We start from the raw sequence: 17904 nt of genomic DNA, 5'->3' as shown, positions 1-17904 counted from the left end.
CATGGCCATCGAGATCAACGGCCACCCCGCGGACGGGACGCCCCGGCCGGGCCAGTGCCTGCGCACCTTCCTGCGCGAACAGGGCGCCCTCGGCGTCAAGAAGGGCTGCGACGCCGGTGACTGCGGCGCGTGCACCGTGCACGTCGACGGCGTGCCCGTGCACTCGTGCCTCTACCCGGCGCAGCGCGCCGAGGGCCACGCCATCACGACGATCGAGGGTCTCGCGGCGACGTGCTCGCACGGCGCGCTGGGGGAAACGGGGAAGGAGGACCTGCACCCCATGCAGCGCCAATTCGTCGACGCGCAGGGCTTCCAGTGCGGCTTCTGCACGGCCGGCATGGTCATGACGGCGGCAACGTTCGACGGCGGCCAGCTCGCCGACCTGCCCCGGAATCTCAAGGGGAACCTGTGCCGGTGCACGGGCTATGCCGCGATCGAAGCCGCCGTTACCGGCGCGGGGCAGGGTGGGCCAACGGACGGGCAGCTGGGCGAGGATGTCCCGGCGCTCGCAGGCGCCCGCATCGTGACGGGTGCCGAGCGGTACACGCTCGACGTCACGGACGCCGAAGTCCCCGGAGGCCAGGCTGCGCTCCTGCACCTCAAGCTCGTCCCCTCGCCGCACGCCCATGCCCGGATCCGGTCCATCGATGCTGCCGCCGCGCTCGCGGTGCCCGGCGTCGTCGCGGTGTTCACGCCCGACGACGATCCCGGCGTGCTGTATTCCACCGCCCAGCACGAGCTCGTCGAGGACGATCCTGACGACACGCGCCTGTTCGACACGGTCGTGCGCTTCCGCGGTCAGCGGGTCGCCGCCGTCGTGGGCGAGACCGTGGCGGCGGCGGAAGCAGGGGTGCGCGCCGTCGTCGTCGACTATGACGTGCTGCCGGCCGTCTTCACCCCGGAAGACGCGCTCGTCCCCGGCGCGCCACTCGTGCATGGCGAGAAGGACGCCGCTGCCGCGCGCATCGCTGACCCCTTGCGGAACGTCGTCGCGGAGCTCCACTCGGAGGTCGGGGACGTCGAGGCGGGCCTCGCTGCTGCGGATTTCGTCTATGAGGACACGTTCAGGACCCACCGCGTCCAGCACGTCGCGCTCGAGACGCACTGTTCGATCGCGTGGACCGAGGGCGATCCGCTCGGCGGTTCGGGGTCCCTCGTCGTGCGGTCCTCGACCCAGGTCCCGTTCCTCGCGCGACGCACGCTCTCGCGGATCTTCGGGCTTCCGCTCGATCGAGTCCGCGTGGTCACAGGGCGCGTGGGCGGCGGCTTCGGCGGCAAACAGGAGGTCCTGACTGAGGATGTCGCGGCGCTCGCGGCCCTGCGGCTCGGCCGGCCCGTGCAGCTTGAGTTCACGCGCACGGAGCAGTTCCAGGCCTCGACCACGCGGCACCCGTTTACTATCCGCGTGCGCGCCGGGGCGAAGCGGGACGGCACGCTCACGGCGCTCGCGTTCGACGTCGTGGCCGACACGGGCGCCTACGGGAACCACGGTCCCGGCGTCATGTTCCACGGCTGCAACGAGTCCGTGAGCGTGTACCGGTGCGCGAACAAGAAGATCGACGCGCGGAGCGTCTACACGCACACGGTTCCCGCTGGGGCGTTCCGGGGCTACGGGCTGAGCCAGATGATCTTCGCGGTCGAATCGGCCGTGGACGAGCTCGCGGCCGGGATCGGCATGGACCCGCTGCAGTTCCGCCGGCGCAACATGGTGCACCGGGGCGACCCGATGATTGCTTCGCACCCCGAGCCCGAGCCGGACGTCTTGTATGGGAGCTACGGCCTCGACCAGTGCGTGCGGCTTGTGACGAAGGCGCTCAAGCGCGGCCGCGAGCGCGAGCGGCAGTTCAATCGGGTTTTCAGTGCCAATGGCCCCCTCGGCACCGGCGAGCTCGGGCCCGAGTGGATGGTCGGCGAGGGTTCCGCCCTGTCGATGATCGACACCGTGCCCCCGCGCGGGCACTACGCTCATTCGCGGATCGCTCTCCTGCCGGATGGCCGCTACGGGCTCGACGTCGGCACGGCCGAGTTCGGCAACGGCACGAGCACCGTGCACGTGCAGCTCGCGGCGACGGCGCTCTCGGCCGGGGCCTCGGACGTCGTCCTCCGGAATGCCGACACTGCCCTCACCGAGTACGACACGGGCGCGTTCGGCTCCACCGGAACCGTCGTGGCCGGGAAGGCGACGCTTGCCGCGGCCGAGGAGCTCGCCGCTCGGATCGTGGGTTTCGTCCGTGAGACGGTCCCCGCCGGGCCCGACGTGGGCGGGCTGGGCGGTGACGAATGCACCCTCGTGGGTGGCGCCGTCGTCCGTTCGGGCCGGAGGATCCCGCTGGCCGAGGTGGCGGCCGCGGCGGCAGCGCGGGGCGTCGAGCTGACCGCCGAGGGCCGCTGGGGCGGCACGCCGCGCTCGGTCGCGTTCAACGTCCACGGCTTCCGCGTGGCCGTGCACCGCGGAACGGGCGAGCTGCAGATCCTGCAGAGCGTCCAGGCCGCGGATGCCGGGGTCGTGGTGAACCCACGGCAGTGTCGCGGCCAGGTCGAAGGCGGGATTGCGCAGGCTCTCGGCGCGGCCCTGTGGGAGGAGGTCCGCGTCGACGACACCGGGAGGGTGACCACCGACATCCTGCGGCAGTACCACATCCCGACCTTCGCGGACGTTCCCCGGAGCGAGGTGTACTTCGCGGAGACGTCGGACGCGCTGGGGCCCCTCGGGGCGAAGTCGATGAGCGAGAGCCCGTTCAATCCGGTCGCGCCGGCCCTCGCCAACGCACTGCGGGCGGCCACGGGGCTTCGGTTCACGGAACTCCCGGTCACACGGGACCGGATCTATCTCGCCCTCAAGGAGGCTGGCCTGGCCCTGCCCCTGCGGCCCGCCTCACCCGCGCCCGCGACCGCGCTGGGCGCGTAGAGGGTCCGCCGCCGCGTGGCCCGGGCCCTGCTCGCTGCTCGTTGCGTTCCTGTCCGGTTGTGATGTCCCAATCGGTCAGGAACACGGCGTGTTGGGCCGCGCCACGATTTTGGCCCGGAAGAAACGGGCTGGAGCGAGGCCAAACTCTTGACCCCCAACCGGTATCCCACCTAGAATTTCATGTATCAGAAAACTTTTTCCGACATATGGAAGAGCGAATGAGCAACGAGTCCAGAAAGGGGAGGAAGATGCCCACGAAAGAGATCAACCAGCTTGCACCCACGCAGGAGGCGGCAGCCGTCTACATTCCCCGAGAGTGGACCACGGATCCCGACTTCGCGGTAAGCGCCGACCGGCACGAGCGTCGCGATTGGTTCACGCGCGTGCTCGGCTGGTTCGCCGCCCGCTGACCAGACGCGAAGAAGAGGGCTCTCGACCATGTGTCGGGAGCTCTCTTCTTTGACGTTCGGGGGTCACGTCCCGTGGGTGGCACCCGCGGGAGGTGACCCCCAAACGGGAGTTCACCCGCGGGACGTGACCCCTGAACGGGCGCGCACCGGCGGGACGTGACCCCTGAACGGGCGCGCACCCGCGGGAGGTGACCCCTGAACGGAGGATTACTCCTCCGTGCTGGCCTCCGGGCCCGCGTTGACGTCGAGGAGCTGGTACTTCGTGATCGCCTCGCGCGGCGCGTCCGGCGAGATCTCGCCGCGGCGGGCGAGCATCTGGAGCGTGCGGACGACGACGGACGTCGAGTCGATCTTGAAGAACCGGCGGGCGGCGGCGCGGGTGTCCGAGAAGCCGAAGCCGTCGGCACCGAGGACGGCGTAGTCGCCCGGGACGAACTGGCGGATCTGGTCCGGCACCGACTTCATGTAGTCGGTCACGGCCACGACCGGCCCACGAGTGCCCGCGAGCTGCTGCGTCACAAACGGCACCTGCGCCTCGGCTTCGGGGTGCAGGAACGCCTGCTCCTCGGCGGCGAGGCCGTCGCGGCGTAGTTCGGTCCACGAGGTCACGCTCCACACGTCAGCGGCTACGCCCCAGTCTTCGGCGAGGAGGCGGCGCGCCTCGATGGCCCACGGCACGGAGACGCCGGAGGCGAGCAGCTGCGCGCGGGGAGCGTCGTCCGCAAGGCGCGAGACGGCGTCGTCGGCGGTTCCATTCCCATCGGCGCCGCCCGAACCACGCCCAGGCAGGCGGTACATGCCCTTGAGCAGTGCGTCGACGTCGAGGCCCTCCGGCTCGGCGGGCTGGACGATCGGCTCGTTGTACACCGTGAGGTAGTACATGACGTTCGGATCAGGATGTGCCCCGCCGTACATCCGCTCGAGCCCAGCCCGCACGATGTGGCCGATCTCGTACCCGTATGCCGGGTCGTACGTGATGACAGCCGGGTTGGTCGAGGCAAGGATGGGGGAGTGCCCATCGGCATGCTGGAGGCCCTCGCCCGTGAGGGTCGTGCGGCCCGCGGTGGCGCCGATGATGAAGCCGCGCGTCATCTGGTCCCCCGCGGCCCAGAACGAGTCGCCCGTGCGCTGGAAGCCGAACATCGAGTAGAACACGTAGATCGGCACAAGCGGTTCGCCGTGCGTTGCATACGAAGTCCCGGCGGCGGTGAACGCCGCGACGGCCCCCGCCTCGTTGATGCCCGGGTGGATGAGCTGGCCGGCCGGCGACTCCTTGTACGCGAGCACGAGGTCGCGGTCCACCGAGAGGTAGTTCTGGCCCTTCGGGTTGTAGATCTTCGCGGTCGGGAAGAACGCGTCCATACCGAAGGTACGGCTCTCGTCCGGGACGATCGGCACAATCCGGCGACCGAACTCCTTGTCCCGCATGAGGTCCTTGAGCAGGCGCACGAAGGCCATCGTGGTCGCGGCCTGCTGCTTCCCCGAGCCGCGCGCGGCGACGGCATAGGCGGACGACGGCGGAAGCGTCACCTCGGCGTGCTTGCTCCGCCGCTCGGGAACCGAACCGCCGAGCGCGCGCCGGCGATCGAGGAGGTACTGGATCTCGGGCGCGTCGAGGCCGGGGTGGTAGTACGGCGGGAGATAGGGGTTCGCCTCGAGCTGCTCGTCCGTGATCGGGATGCGGAGGTGGTCCCGGAAGTCCTTGAGGTCCTGGAGCGTGAGCTTCTTCATCTGGTGGGTCGCGTTGCGGCCCTCGAAATGGGAGCCCAGGCCGTAGCCCTTGACCGTCTTGACGAGGATGACCGTGGGCTTGCCCTTGAACTCGGTGGCCGCCTTATAGGCCGCGTACACCTTGTGGTAGTCGTGGCCGCCGCGCTTGAGGTTCCAGATCTGCTCGTCCGTGAGGTCCGCGACGAGTTCCTTCGTCTCGGGCGACTTCCCGAAGAAGTGCTCGCGGACGAACCCGCCGTCCTCGGCCTTGTAGGTCTGGTAGTCGCCGTCCGGGGTCTCGTTCATGATCCGGACGAGGTGGCCCTCGCGATCCTTGCCGAGGAGCGAGTCCCACTGGCGGCCCCACACGACCTTGATGACGTTCCAGCCCGCGCCGCGGAAGAACGCCTCGAGCTCCTGGACGATCTTGCCGTTGCCGCGCACGGGCCCGTCGAGGCGCTGGAGGTTGCAGTTGACGACGAACGTGAGGTTGTCGAGGTTCTCGTTCGCCGCGAGCTGGAGCAGGCCACGGCTCTCGGGCTCGTCCATCTCGCCGTCGCCCAGGAACGCCCACACGTGCTGGTCCGAGGTGTCCTTGATCCCGCGCTGCTGGAGGTAGCGGTTCGACTGCGCCTGGTAGATCGCGTTCATCGGGCCGATGCCCATGGACACGGTCGGAAACTCCCAGAACGACGGCATGAGCCGCGGGTGCGGGTAGGACGAGAGGGCGTGGCCCTGGTGCGACTTCTCCTGGCGGAATCCGTCGAGGTCCTCCTCGGTCAGGCGGCCCTCCATGAACGCGCGGGCATACATGCCCGGCGACGCATGCCCCTGGAAGAACACCTGGTCGCCTCCGCCGGTGTGGTCCTTGCCCCGGAAGAAGTGGTTGAAGCCGACTTCGTAAAGGGTGGCCGCGCCGGCGTAGGTCGAGATGTGCCCTCCGACCCCGATGCCCGGACGCTGCGCGCGGTGCACCATGATCGCCGCGTTCCAGCGCATCCACGCGCGGTACTTCCGCTCGACTTCTTCATTGCCCGGGTATTCGGGCTCCTGGTCTGCCGGAATCGTGTTGACGTAGTCCGTCGTCGTCACCATGGGGACGCCGACGCTCTGGGCTCCCGCGCGCTGGAGGATATTGCGCACCATGAACTGGGCGCGTTCCGTGCCGCGCTCGTGGACGAGGGCGTCGAAGGACTCGATCCATTCGGCGGTCTCCTCCGGATCCCGATCGGGGAGCTGGGCTCCGAGACCGCTGAGGATGTCCTGAGTATTCTCTCCAGTCAACACGTGCAACCTCTCTTCGCGCGGGGTTCGCGCGCTCGTCCATCGGGACTTCGTCATCCCGCGATGGCCTAGCCAACGCCGTCGTTTCCATTCTTCCGTATAATGGAAACGAAATATTGCAATGTGGATTAAGAGTGACGCGTCCGCCGGATGCTCGTCAAGTGGTTAACGACCCGAGGAGACTCTATGAACATGGCAGCACCCGCTGCGCAGCGTGTCGCGATTGTGACGGGCGCCGGGACGGGGATCGGCCGCGCCGTCGCCCGCAGGCTCCTCGCCGAGGGCTGGAACGTCGCCCTGGCCGGGCGGCGGGCCGAGCCGCTCGCAGCCGCCGCCGAGGGCTTCGGTGACCGCGCGTTCGCCGTCGCCGCGGACGTGACGGCGCGAGACGACGTCGAGCGCCTCTTCTCCGAGGTCGCCGGCCGGTGGGGTCGGGTCGATGTGCTGTTCAACAACGCGGGCATGTTCGGGCCGTCGGGGGAGATCGGCGAGATCGACCCGGCCGGCTGGGATGCGACCGTCGCGGTGAACCTCACGGGCAGCTTCCTGTGCGCGGCGGCAGCGTTCCGGGCCATGAAGGCGCAGACTCCCCAGGGCGGGCGCATCATCAACAACGGCTCGATCTCGGCGCACAGCCCGCGCCCCAAGTCCGTCGCCTATACCGCGACGAAGCATGCGATCACGGGCCTGACAAAGAGCATCGAGCTCGACGGGCGACCCTACGGGATCACGTGCGGGCAGATCGACATCGGCAACACGCAAACCGAGATCATGAGCACGCTCGGCGTCGGCGAGGGCGCGCTCCAGGCCGACGGCTCGCGCCGCGTCGAGCCGACGTTCCCCGTCGAGGAGGCCGCCAACGCCGTGTTCCTCATGGCGTCCCTCCCGCCCTCGGCGACCGTCGGCTCGCTCCTCATCACGGCCGCGGGCATGCCGTTCGTGGGGCGGGGGTAGTTCCGTCGCGTCGCAGAACCGCCGGAAATCCGGTTGCGAAGGGGATCAGCCGCATGGGCGGGGGTTGGGGCCGGCGGAACTGAGGCCAACCGGCGGAGCTGAGGCCAACCGGCGGAACTGAGGCCAACCGGCGGAACTGAGGCGAGCCGGCGGAACTGAGGCGAGCCGGCGGAGCTGAGGCGAGCCGGCGGACCGCGATCTCACGCGAGCGGCAGGAGCTCGCTCAGGTCCGTCCGCGTCCCCGATGCGCTGAGCTTCCCAGACGTGAGGGCGTCAGCCCATGCGAGGGAGCCGGTCGCGAGGCCGAGCCACGTCTCGGCGTCAGTCTCAACGACGTTCGGTGGGGTCCCGCGCGTGTGCCGCGGCCCTTCGATGCACTGCGCGACGCCGAACGGCGGGACCCGGACCTCGACGGAATTCCCCGGAGCGCGGCTTGCGAGCTCCTCGAGCGTGTACCGCACCGCCGTCGCCAGCGTCGGGCGCGGCAGGGCAGGTTGGGCAGGCAGGGCAGGCAGGGCAGACGACGGCGCCGACCCGGCTTCGAGAGGCTCCTCGCCGCCGGGCTCCTCGCCGCCGGGCTGCTCGCCGCGGGGCTGCTCGCCGCGGGGCTGCTCGCCGCGCGCGGCGCGCCACTGTGCGACGGCCGCGCGTCCGTCGTCGACCGCTATTCTCCGTCTCGGGGGCACTGTCAGTCCTTTCGCCGTATCAGAAGCCACGCTAGCGAGCGCTCTGGCCCACTTCTTACGGCGCGCGAGCCGTGTCCCGTCCGCCACGCCGGGCTTCCGACCGATTGGGAAATCACAACCGGGCGGGAACGCGGCACGCAGCTCTGTCCCGCAGCCTAATCCAGCAGCGCCGAGACGGCGCGCCCCAGCCGGATGCGTCCAACAGGGCGGCCCCCGCCCATGATCGGCTCGACGACGGCCTCGAGGACCCGGGCGACGTCGGGCACGTCGACGGCGTCCGCCGCCGCGAGCATCGTGAGCGCGACGAGCGTCGCAGCCCGGGCGTTCCCGTCGAGCATCTTGACGGCGGCCGCCGCGCCGTGGGCCGTCGAGACGACGAGGACGCCCTCGGCGCCGCCCTTCGCGAGGATGCCGAGCTCCTGCATGACGACCGTGTTCTCGCGGCCCCGGCCCTGGACGGCCCACGCGTAGTCGAGCATCGACGTCGCAATCGTGGCCGCCCGCGCGTCGCCGACGTTGTCCCGCCCCGAGCCGGCGGCCTTCGCGAGCCGCGAGTATGCACGCGCGAGCCCTGTGAGCGACACGGCGGCGACGGGCGCCCCGCAGCCGTCGATGCCGAGGTGGGAGATGCGCTCGTCCGTGTACTCCTCGATCGTCTCGCGCACGCGCTGCTGGATCGGGTGGTTCGGCTCGAGGTAGCTGCGGCGGTCCCAGCCGTTGACGGAGCAGGCCCACAGGAAGCCCGCGTGCTTGCCCGAGCAGTTGAATGCGAGGCGGCGCTGGCCGGTCTCGGAGCGGATGAGCCACGCGCGGGCGTCCTCGTCGTTCGGCCAGTCGGGCGGGCATTGGAGGTCCGATTCGCGCAGGCCTGCGGCCTTGAGCATCCCCTCGACGACGTCCATGTGGTCGAGCGAGCCGACGTGGGAGGCGCACGCGAGCGCCACCTGTGCGCCGCGGAGCGGGACGCCGCTGCGAAGCGTCGCGAGGGCCTGGAGCGGCTTGAGCGAGGAGCGTCCGAAGACGGGTGTGCGGATGTCCCCGAGCGTCGTCACGACCGTGCCGTCGCCCGCGAGCACGACGGCGGAGCCGATGTGGCGGGACTCGACGAAGCCGCTGCGTTCGATCACAGCGAGTTCCACGGCGTCGTCCACCGTGAAAGTTGCGTGGGAGGCCATGAGCGCAGTCTATGCGGACGGGATCGGCCGTCACGGGATGCCCCGCGGTGCACGGCGCGCGGCCTGCCCGATACCCTTGGGGGGTGAAGGTTCTCGTGATCGGCCCCGGAGGCCGCGAACACGCCATCGTCCGTTCCCTCCTGGCCGATCCGGCTGTTTCCGAGGTGCATGCCGCGCCCGGGAACGCGGGCATCGCGCAGGTCGTGCCGACTCATGCCGTGAACGCGAACGACCCCGTTGCCGTCACCGAGCTCGCCCAGAAGCTCGAGGTGGACCTCGTCGTCGTCGGCCCCGAGGCGCCGCTCGCCGCGGGTGTCTCGGACGCGGTCCGCGCCGCGGGGATCCCCGTCTTCGGCCCGAGCCGCGAGGCCGCCCAGCTTGAGGCGTCCAAGGCCTTCGCGAAGCAGATCATGGCGGAGGCCGGTGTCCCGACGGCGATGGCCCGCGTCGCCGCGAACGCCGACGAGGCCGCGGACGCGCTCGATGCGTTCGGCGTCCCCTACGTCGTCAAGGACGACGGGCTCGCGGCTGGCAAGGGTGTCGTCGTGACCGAGGACCGCGAGGCGGCGCTTGCCCACGCGCGGGCGTGCTTCGACGCGGGCGGCACGGTGGTCATCGAGGAGTTCCTCGACGGGCCCGAGGTCTCGCTCTTCGTCCTGAGCGACGGCCAGACGGTCGTTCCGCTCTCGCCCGCGCAGGACTTCAAGCGGATCTACGACGGCGACCGCGGCCCGAACACAGGCGGCATGGGCGCGTACACGCCGCTCGACTGGGCGCCCGAGGGCCTCGTCGACGAGGTCGTGCGGCGCATCGCGCAGCCGACCGTCGACGAGATGGCCAAGCGCGGAACCCCGTTCGTGGGCGTGCTGTACTGCGGCCTCGCGCTCACGTCGCGCGGCACGCGCGTCATCGAGTTCAACGCGCGCTTCGGCGACCCCGAGACGCAGGCCGTCCTCGCTCGCCTCAAGACCCCGCTCGGCGGGCTTCTCCTCGCGGCCGCAAAGGGCCGTCTCGGCGAGGCGCAAGAGCTGCGCTGGTCGCGCGAGTCCGCGGTCGCCGTCGTCCTCGCCTCCGAGAACTACCCCGACACGCCGCGGACGGGCGACCGCATTCGCGGCCTCAAGAAGGCCGGCGCGGTCGACGGCGTGCACATCCTCCACGCGGGCACGACGCTCGACGACGATGGCAACGTCGTGAGCGCCGGCGGGCGCGTGCTCGCGGTCGTCGCCCTCGGCGAAGACCTCCAGGAGGCGCGCGAACGAGCCTACGAGGGCATCGGCCTCATCCGGCTCGACGGCGGCCAGTACCGTTCGGACATCGCGGCCAAGGCGGCGCGCGGCGAGGTCACGGTCCCGGAGCGGGCCGGGAAGGCAGGCGTCTGATGGCCGACTTCGGCAACCCCGGGACTCGCGGCTTCCAGACTGAGGCCCCGGTCCTCGAGGGCTGGCGGCACGTCTATTCGGGCAAGGTCCGCGACCTCTACGAACCGATCGACGGGCCTGCGGACCAGGTGCTCGTGGTGGCGAGCGATCGCATCAGCGCCTACGACCACGTGCTCTCGAGCACGATCCCGGACAAGGGCCGCATCCTCACCCAGCTGAGCCTGTGGTGGTTCGAGCAGCTCAACGTGCCGAATCATGTGCTCGGCTCGACGGCGGACGACGGCGTCCCCGCCGAGGTCGAGGGCCGCGCCATGATCTGCCGGCGGCTTGAGATGTATCCGGTCGAGTGCATCGCGCGCGGGTACCTTACGGGTTCGGGGCTCGTGGAGTACCGCGAGCGCGGCACGGTGTGCGACATCCGGCTTCCCGAGGGGCTCGTGGACGGCTCGCGCCTGCCCGAGGCGATCTTCACGCCGTCGGCCAAGGCCGAGGTCGGGGAGCACGACGAGAACATCACCTACGAGGACGTCACCGGGATGGTGGGCGACGACGCCGCGGCCCAGCTGCGCAGCCTCACCCTCGAGCTCTACCGCGAGGCCGAGCGGATCGCGCGCGGGCGCGGGATCATCCTTGCGGACACGAAGGTCGAGTTCGGCCTCGACCCCGTGACCGGCTACATCACGCTCGGGGACGAGGTGCTCACCCCGGATTCCTCTCGCTTCTGGGATGCGGCGACGTGGGAGCCCGGCAAGGCGCAGCCCTCGTTCGACAAGCAGTTCGTGCGCGACTGGCTCGTGTCTCCGGCCGCGGGCTGGGACCGCGCGTCGGGCGAGGAGCCCCCGGCGCTGCCGGCCGACGTCGTCGAGCGCACGCGCGCGCGGTACGTCGAGTCGTACGAGAAGCTCACGGGCCGCCGCTTCGAGGCCTGAGTCGGCGGCCTCGGGCCTCTAAGCCGGGCGGTCCGAGCGCTGCTGGGCGAGGCGGATCTCGAGGATCGCGTCCATGGTCTGCTGCACCTTGTCCGAGGCGCCCGCGTAGCTGAACTGCTCGCGGGCGTCCTTGAGCAGCTCGAGCGCTTCGTCGTTGCGGCCGAGTGCCTTGAGGGCCCGGCCGTACAGGAGCGCGACCTCGCCCGCGGTGTGGCGGCCCAGCACGTTCTTCTCGCCGTGGATCTCCTTGAGGCGCTCGATCGCGGCGGTGATCTCTCCGTTGAGGTAGAGCCAGCGGGCGCGGATGAACGCGACTTCGAGCTGTTCGGGCCGCGATCCGCCCACAATCGAGAGGGCAAGCTCGGCGCGTTCGATCGCGGCGAGGGTCTCCGGCTCGACGATCCCGCCGGAGAGGCGGACGGCGGCGGAGGCCTTGTTGAACCGCGCCCACAGTTCGATGTCGTTCGCGGGGGAGAGGAGCTTCGCGGCGCGCTCGTGGTGCTTGACGCCCTCTTCGTAGTCGGCGCGCATGAAGGCCACGTTGCCGATGACCCATTCGACCTCGCCCGAGAGCTGTCCCATGGATTCGTCGTCGACGAGGGTGCCGAGGATCCGGCAGTAATCCCACGCCTCGTCGAGGCGACCGCTCTCGGCGAGGGCGCCGATGAGCGCGCGCAGCGCACCGATGTAGATGGTCGAGCCTGCGGGGAGCTGGGCGCCGAGGCGCACGGCCTCCCGGGCATGTTCGACGGCGGTGCCCAGCTGGCCGAGGCCGTGGCACACCGCGGCGAGCATCTGATGCGCGCGCACGGCAAGGCCATCTGATTCGGCGATGATGGGGTGCTCGAGGAGATGCTGGACGATCCGCTGGCATTCCGCCAGCTGGCCCTGCTTCATGAGGCACTCGGCCTGCATGTAGGTCATGTTCCACCACGCGCTGTTGTTCTTGCCCTCGAGGGCGAACTGGGCGGCGGTTGCGGCGTGGCTCGCGGCCTGCGCATAGTCGCGCATGTCCCACGCCTGCCGGGCGTACAGCCCTGCGAGGACGTACTCGGCGTCGTTGACGGAGACGGGCTGGCTCCAGGCCTCGAGGGCCTTGGGGGCAAGCTCGAGGCGGCGCGCGAGCTCCTGGATGACCTCGGGCGTCGGCTCGCGACGACCGGTTTCGAGCAGAGAGATATAGCTCGGTGAGTACAGGTCCTTACCGAGCTCGGCCTGCGTCAGGCCGCGCTCAAGTCGCTCGGCCCTTAGCTTCTCTCCGAATCCGCTCCCCACAACTTCCTCCTACCGCGGAGCCGCCTTACCGGCTGAACAGGGCAATCGGTACGTTGGCGGCTTGACACTGGCTGTGGATGTTATTTTACTTGGTGTGTCAATCACGACAAAGCACGCTCTGCCCGAATGCACCCGCTACAACATAAGGACATGACATGCTGAAGAAGTTGACAGCGTCGTTCGCCCTCGTGGGCGCTCTGGCGCTGGGAGGCGTTTCGGTAGCTTCGACGACCGCGATCGGTAATTGGCCGGACCCCATGAAGTCCACGGCCATCGGCAACTGGCCGGATCCGATGTCGGCCACGGCGATCGGCAACTGGCCCGACCCCATGAAGGCCACGGCCATCGGCAACTGGCCGGACCCGATGTCGGCGACCGCGATCGGCAACTGGCCGGACCCGATGAAGCAGAGCTTCTGACCTGACCTTCGCCGCTCAGAGCCAGATCGCCGAGAGGCTGGCGTCTGGTTCCCCTCCATTCCGCTGTTGATTTGCGACCCGGAGGAGCGCGCCAAGGGCCCCGCCCACCTTTGATGGTGGCGGGGCCTTTTGGTTTGTATGGGCCGTCCGGGGAATCCGTTAGACGTGTTCGAATATTCCGGACGTCCGGTTTTGCGGACATTTAGATCGGCTTCATCGCGTGGCACTTCGGTGCGATTGCGACGTCGCGAAACTGCTCCCGGGAGGGAATCGGCGAGGGGCGGCATCCCCGCTATGGCGCGGCTGAGACGGTCCTCGCTGGGTTCGAGCAGTGGCTTCAATTGTTGATCCCGTACCCTTTCCGCGCATCGATCCCGTCAAATTCTCTGGTGCGACGATACCTCGTTGCCGCCGAACTATCCTTGCATTTAGCGTGTCGTATATCCGAGTTTTCCCGACGCTGTCATTCCTGTATCTTTGTTGGGGTTTGTCGTTTTCGATGGGGGGAATGAGGAGTCAACGGACTATGCAGCTGCGCGAGCTCAGCGGCCTGACCGGCGTGCCCATCGCGAGCATCAAGTTCTACCTGCGCGAGGGCCTGCTCCCGCCCGGGCGGCCGCTGACCGCGACCCGCTCGGACTACGACGCGTCGCACGCGCGCCGCATCGCCACGATCCAGACCCTGCGCGGGGTTAACGACCTCAGCATTGCCCAGATCCGCGCCATCACCGCCCTCATCGACGCCGGCGCGAGCCGGGTCGAGATCATGAAGTCGCTCCAGCGCGAGGTCCAGTCGCTCGGCGAGCCCGTGCCCGGGCGCGCCCCGGCCGGCAACGCCGTCGTCGCCCTGCGCGGCTGGCCCGACGTGCCCACCGCCGCCCGCGGCGCCCTCGACGCCCACCTCGAGGAGATGGACCGCCTCGGGATCGCCGTCCCGCCCGCGGCCCTGGACGTCTACAGCCGGGCCGTGGACCTCATCGCCCACGTCGACCTCGACCACGCCGCCTCCTCCGAGGACCTCGACGCCCTCGTCGCCCACGTCGCCGTCGGCATGCACATGCGCCGCGAGCTCGTCCTCAAACTCCTCGCCCTCGCCCAGACCAGCCGATCCATCGCGATCGAACGCAGCGTTCCCATGGCCGTGCGGGCGCGCTCCTACGCGGCGCGGGTTACCACGCAGTGAGGGGCTCCCGCGCCTGGCCGAACAGCGGGAATCCGGCGAGGAGCCGCTCGAGGTGCACGACCTGGCGCGGGGGACGCATGTATGCGGGCCAGCGGGTCTCCCTCTAGCCCTCGGACCCTGTCTCCCGGTGGTTGCTCTCGCGGCGCGACCAGTCCTCGGGGATGGCCGCCTCGAGCGCGTCGTCGACGGTGACGACGCCGATGATCCGGCGCTCGTCGTCGACCACGGGCAGGGCGAGCAGGTTGAAGTCCGCCATACGCGTGGTGACGTCGACGACGTCGTCCGCCGGCGAGGCGAGCACAACGTCAGGGTCGGCGAGCTCCGAGAGCCGCTCCGCCGGATCGGCTTGGACGGCCTGGGCGAGGCTCAGAACGCCCTCGAGAGTGCCGTCGGGATTCAGCGAGTAGAGCGTCACGAGGGCCTGCGGCTGGATGTCGCCCGCGCCGCGGACGGCCGCGAGGGCTTCCGCGGCGGTCGATGTCGCGGGAAGCGCGATGAAGTCCGTGCCCATGAGCCCGCCCGCCGTGAGGTCGTGGTAGCCGAGGAGCCGGTAGACGTCGGCGCGCTGCGCGTCGGGCAGCCGCTCGAGGACGGACGAGCGACGTTCCTGCGGGAGGTCCATGATCGCGTCCGCCGCGTCGTCGGTCTGCATGCGGGCGAGCACCTCGGCCACCTCGGCGTCGGAGCGGTCCTTGAAGAGTTCGGACTGGCTATCCTCGTCGAGCTCCTCGAAGACATCCGCCTCGAGCTCGGGGTCGGCGTGGACCTGGGCGAGGAGCTCGTCCTGCTCGTGCTCGGTCGCTTCCTCGATGATGTCCGCGATCTGGGCGGGCTTGAGCTCGGGGATACGCCCTGTCGCCTGGCGCACCCGGGCCGACTCGGCGTGGCCGATGAGCGGCTCGAAGTCCATCCAGTCCCGGGGCGCGTGCGCGGCATGGCGGGGACCGAGGCCGAGCCAGCGGCGTCGATGCACGTCGAGCCCCGTCGCGGCCCAGCCGTCGAGGACGGGGCTGAGCTGGACGTCATACGCCTTGACGAACGTGACCCGGGAGAGGTCGATGAGGCGGTGGCCGAGGACGTCCTCGGAGAGGAGCACTTCGCCCTCGCGGCGCTTGAATTCGCCGACGTCCGCGGGGCCGTGCCCGAGCTCGACGCGTTCGGGGGCAAGCACCGCGAGGTCGCTGGCCGGGATGAAGGTGCGGCTGCCGCCAATCGCGACGACGAGGCCCGTGACGAGCGGGTAGTTGTCCTTCCGGAGCCGCACGATGACGTCGGCGAGAGTTCCGGTGCGGTGGCCGTCGGAGTCGGTGACGGGGCGGCGCAGGACGGTGGACAGGGACAAGGTCTGGGTAGCGACGTTCATGTCATACCTTTCAGGGGCACGTCGGCCTCTCGGACGACTGTACGTCAGCCCGAGTGACTTGGGAATGAGGGTCAGGCGGCGCCGAGCGCGAGCTGCACGACGCGGATGATGACGAGGACCATCGCGATCAGGAGGTAGAGGCGCAGGGTGCCGAGCCCCACGCGCCGCGCGAGCGAGAGCTGCGGGCGCTCGAGCAGGGCAAGCGGGGGCATGCGCCAGGTGTGCCGCTCCGAACGGTCGACGGCGGGAGCCGCCGAGATTCCGCCGCGTGCCTTCGCGATCGCTCGCGCGGTGAACATCCCGAGGCCTACGAGGAGGGCGAGGGCAGCGCCGCCGCCGAGGATCTCGAGGATGGTGGTGCCGTCGATGCCCGGGAAGAGCGTGGCCGACGTGAGCACGATCGAGAGGATGATGAGGACCGCGATGACGGCGGAGGTGAAGATGTTCATCGCCTTGCCGTTGACCCATGGGCCCATGACGGCCTTGTCGTTGCACAGGAGGAGCAGGAACACGGTCGCGGAGGGAAGCAGGACCCCGGCCAGGACCTGGACCCCGACGGTGAGGAGGCCGAGCGGGCTGCCCGGGATGATCACGATGACGGCGGAGAGCAGGATGATCCCGGCGAAGGCGGCGTAGAAGCCCTTCGCGTCGCTGACCTTGCGGTGCAGGGAGTGCTTGAGGCCGAGGACGTCCCCGAGCGCGTACGAGGTCGAGAGGCCGACGGCGGCGGCGCCGATGATCGAGGCGTCGATGAGCGCGAGCGCGAACAGGATGCCCGCGAGGTGCCCGACGTACTTCTCGAGGCCCTGCGCGACCCCGCCGGCGTCGGTGAACTGCCCGAACTCGGGCTGGCCCGCGAACGCAAAGGCGGTGAAGGAGATGATCGCGGCGGCCCCGACGACCACGATGACGATGCCGATCCACAGGTCGGCCTTCTCGTACTTCATGTAGCGCGGGGTGATGCGCTTGTCGATCACGTAGGACTGCTGGAAGAACAGCTGCCATGGGGCGATGGTCGTGCCGACGATCGCGATGATCAGGAGCGTCACGTCCGCGATGCTCGAGCCCGCGGGGACGCCTGGAACGACGAAGTCGTGCCCGATCTGGCCGTAGTCGGGGCTGCTCATGAAGAAGATGGGCACGAGCAGGAGCGAGCCGAAGACGAGGACCATGCAGGTGCGCTCGAAGCGCTTGAACGAGCCCGTGCTCGCGGCGGCGATGACGACGAGCGCAGCGACGATGACCCCGGGGATCTTGGGCACGCCGAGGTAGTCCAGGCCGATGCTGATGCCGATGAACTCGGTGATGATTGTGAGCGCGTTGAGGATGAACAGGTCGATCGCGCTGAACGCGCCCCAGAACTTGCCGAAGCGCTCGAGGATAAGCCGGGCGTGGCCGACGCCCGTCACGACGCCGAGCCGGAGGACCATCTCCTGGTTGACGAAGAGGACGGGAACGAGCAGCAGGAGCGTCCAGAGGAGGCTCGTGCCGTAGTTCTGCCCGGCCTGCGAGTACGTGCCGAAGGCGCCGGCGTCGTTGTCGCCGACCATGACGATGAGGCCCGGTCCGATGATGGCCAGGAGGGTCTTGAGGCGCGTCTTCCAGCTCTTCGGCGTCGAGGTGTCGTCGGCGCGGATGGTTCCGAAGGCGCCCTTGATGTCGCCGACGTGCGCGGAATCGAGCACCGCGCTTCCGGCGGGGGCGCCTGACCCGTGTGCGGTGGCGCGGGGGGTGGAGGTTGCGGACGGTCGGCGGGCTGCGGTCATTGGGGTCTTGATCACGGGGACCTGCTTCCTCCCGGCTGTGGCCGGGGATTGAGAAGCGGGCACGCTGACGGCGCTCCGAAATGGAGCGGGCAGCGCGCTGGGAACGGAAGTGAGGGGCGATTGCGAGCGAGTCTGAGCGGAACGCTCAGAGGGCGCGCGAGGAGGTACTACTATCGCCGCTTGGCATAGCGAGTCACCTCCAGGAATCGTTCTTCACGTGCCTCCGGAGGCCCCGGGCAGAAAACCCGGGGTGCCCTTCCTCGTAAGACCTTTGGCACTCCGCGTCGTGACCCTCCAAAGAGGGAGCCAATCGGGGTTGCCCCTTAGCCCGGGGCAGCCTGTCCTGACCAGTGGCGTCTCTCGACGTTTACGGTCGCTGGCTTGTTTACGCGAAGGAGCCTCAGCTAACGAACGGCACCTTGCCCACAAAGCATACATGAAAATGTGCGCATGCGTACCC

At 69.6% G+C, this 17904-nt stretch carries 13 protein-coding genes and 1 riboswitch; of the genes, 7 read left to right on the top strand and 6 right to left on the bottom strand.

The genetic code is table 11. From position 1 onward, the window contains the following. Position 1: 1 nt before the first annotated feature. Together RBS12_RS08905 and RBS12_RS08900 are read left to right on the top strand one after the other, a co-directional pair. Positions 2-2908: a molybdopterin cofactor-binding domain-containing protein gene (locus RBS12_RS08905; RefSeq protein ID WP_307965724.1), complete on the top strand. Its 2907-nt coding sequence runs from the start codon at positions 2-4 to the stop codon at positions 2906-2908. Between the two features lie 248 nt (positions 2909-3156). Continuing rightward, entirely contained in the window at positions 3157-3318 is a 162-nt protein-coding gene (locus RBS12_RS08900; RefSeq protein ID WP_307965723.1) for a hypothetical protein, read from the top strand. A gap of 207 nt (positions 3319-3525) precedes the next feature. On the opposite strand, the gene aceE is transcribed toward RBS12_RS08900, so the two are convergent. Next, entirely contained in the window at positions 3526-6315 is a 2790-nt protein-coding gene (gene aceE / locus RBS12_RS08895; protein ID WP_307965722.1) for a pyruvate dehydrogenase (acetyl-transferring), homodimeric type, read from the bottom strand. A gap of 183 nt (positions 6316-6498) precedes the next feature. On the opposite strand from aceE, the gene RBS12_RS08890 reads away from it, so the two are divergent. Further along, entirely contained in the window at positions 6499-7266 is a 768-nt protein-coding gene (locus RBS12_RS08890) for an SDR family oxidoreductase (RefSeq protein ID WP_307965721.1), read from the top strand. A gap of 200 nt (positions 7267-7466) precedes the next feature. Here RBS12_RS08890 and RBS12_RS08885 read toward each other — a convergent pair whose 3' ends face one another. Together RBS12_RS08885 and RBS12_RS08880 are read right to left on the bottom strand one after the other, a co-directional pair. Further along, positions 7467-7952 (bottom strand): sterol carrier family protein, encoded by a 486-nt coding sequence (locus RBS12_RS08885; RefSeq protein ID WP_307965720.1) that lies wholly within the window; start codon positions 7950-7952, stop codon positions 7467-7469. A 155-nt stretch (positions 7953-8107) separates the two neighbouring features. Beyond that, positions 8108-9127, bottom strand: coding sequence for an asparaginase (locus RBS12_RS08880; RefSeq protein WP_307965719.1), 1020 nt, complete (start codon positions 9125-9127; stop codon positions 8108-8110). An 83-nt stretch (positions 9128-9210) separates the two neighbouring features. On the opposite strand from RBS12_RS08880, the gene purD reads away from it, so the two are divergent. Both purD and RBS12_RS08870 read left to right on the top strand, forming a co-directional pair. After that, a complete protein-coding gene (purD, locus tag RBS12_RS08875; protein ID WP_307965718.1) occupies positions 9211-10509 on the top strand; it encodes a phosphoribosylamine--glycine ligase in 1299 nt (432 codons plus the stop codon). Next, positions 10509-11438 carry a phosphoribosylaminoimidazolesuccinocarboxamide synthase gene (locus RBS12_RS08870; RefSeq protein WP_307965717.1) on the top strand — a complete coding sequence of 310 codons (930 nt, stop codon included), beginning with the start codon at positions 10509-10511 and terminating at the stop codon, positions 11436-11438. The genes purD and RBS12_RS08870 overlap by 1 nt, the downstream gene beginning before the upstream one ends. An 18-nt stretch (positions 11439-11456) precedes the next feature. Here the strand turns inward: RBS12_RS08870 and RBS12_RS08865 are convergent, their stop codons facing one another. Further along, positions 11457-12713, bottom strand: coding sequence for a helix-turn-helix transcriptional regulator (locus RBS12_RS08865; RefSeq protein ID WP_307965716.1), 1257 nt, complete (start codon positions 12711-12713; stop codon positions 11457-11459). A gap of 155 nt (positions 12714-12868) precedes the next feature. Between RBS12_RS08865 and RBS12_RS08860 the strand changes: the two genes are divergently transcribed. Continuing rightward, positions 12869-13132 carry a hypothetical protein gene (locus RBS12_RS08860; RefSeq protein ID WP_307965715.1) on the top strand — a complete coding sequence of 88 codons (264 nt, stop codon included), beginning with the start codon at positions 12869-12871 and terminating at the stop codon, positions 13130-13132. A 526-nt stretch (positions 13133-13658) separates the two neighbouring features. Continuing rightward, positions 13659-14315: a MerR family transcriptional regulator gene (locus RBS12_RS08855; protein WP_307965714.1), complete on the top strand. Its 657-nt coding sequence runs from the start codon at positions 13659-13661 to the stop codon at positions 14313-14315. Between the two features lie 103 nt (positions 14316-14418). Here the strand turns inward: RBS12_RS08855 and RBS12_RS08850 are convergent, their stop codons facing one another. Both RBS12_RS08850 and RBS12_RS08845 read right to left on the bottom strand, forming a co-directional pair. Further along, positions 14419-15678, bottom strand: coding sequence for a magnesium transporter MgtE N-terminal domain-containing protein (locus RBS12_RS08850; protein ID WP_307965713.1), 1260 nt, complete (start codon positions 15676-15678; stop codon positions 14419-14421). A gap of 71 nt (positions 15679-15749) precedes the next feature. Then, a complete protein-coding gene (locus RBS12_RS08845; protein ID WP_373886503.1) occupies positions 15750-17444 on the bottom strand; it encodes an NRAMP family divalent metal transporter in 1695 nt (564 codons plus the stop codon). Between the two features lie 249 nt (positions 17445-17693). Beyond that, positions 17694-17863: riboswitch (M-box (ykoK) riboswitch) on the bottom strand. Between the last annotated feature and the right edge of the window lie 41 nt (positions 17864-17904).

This window comes from Sinomonas sp. ASV322, assembly GCF_030908245.1.
Lineage (GTDB): Bacteria > Actinomycetota > Actinomycetes > Actinomycetales > Micrococcaceae > Sinomonas.
Note: the sequence above shows the minus strand (reverse complement) of the source record. Positions and strands in the feature narration are given on the sequence as shown.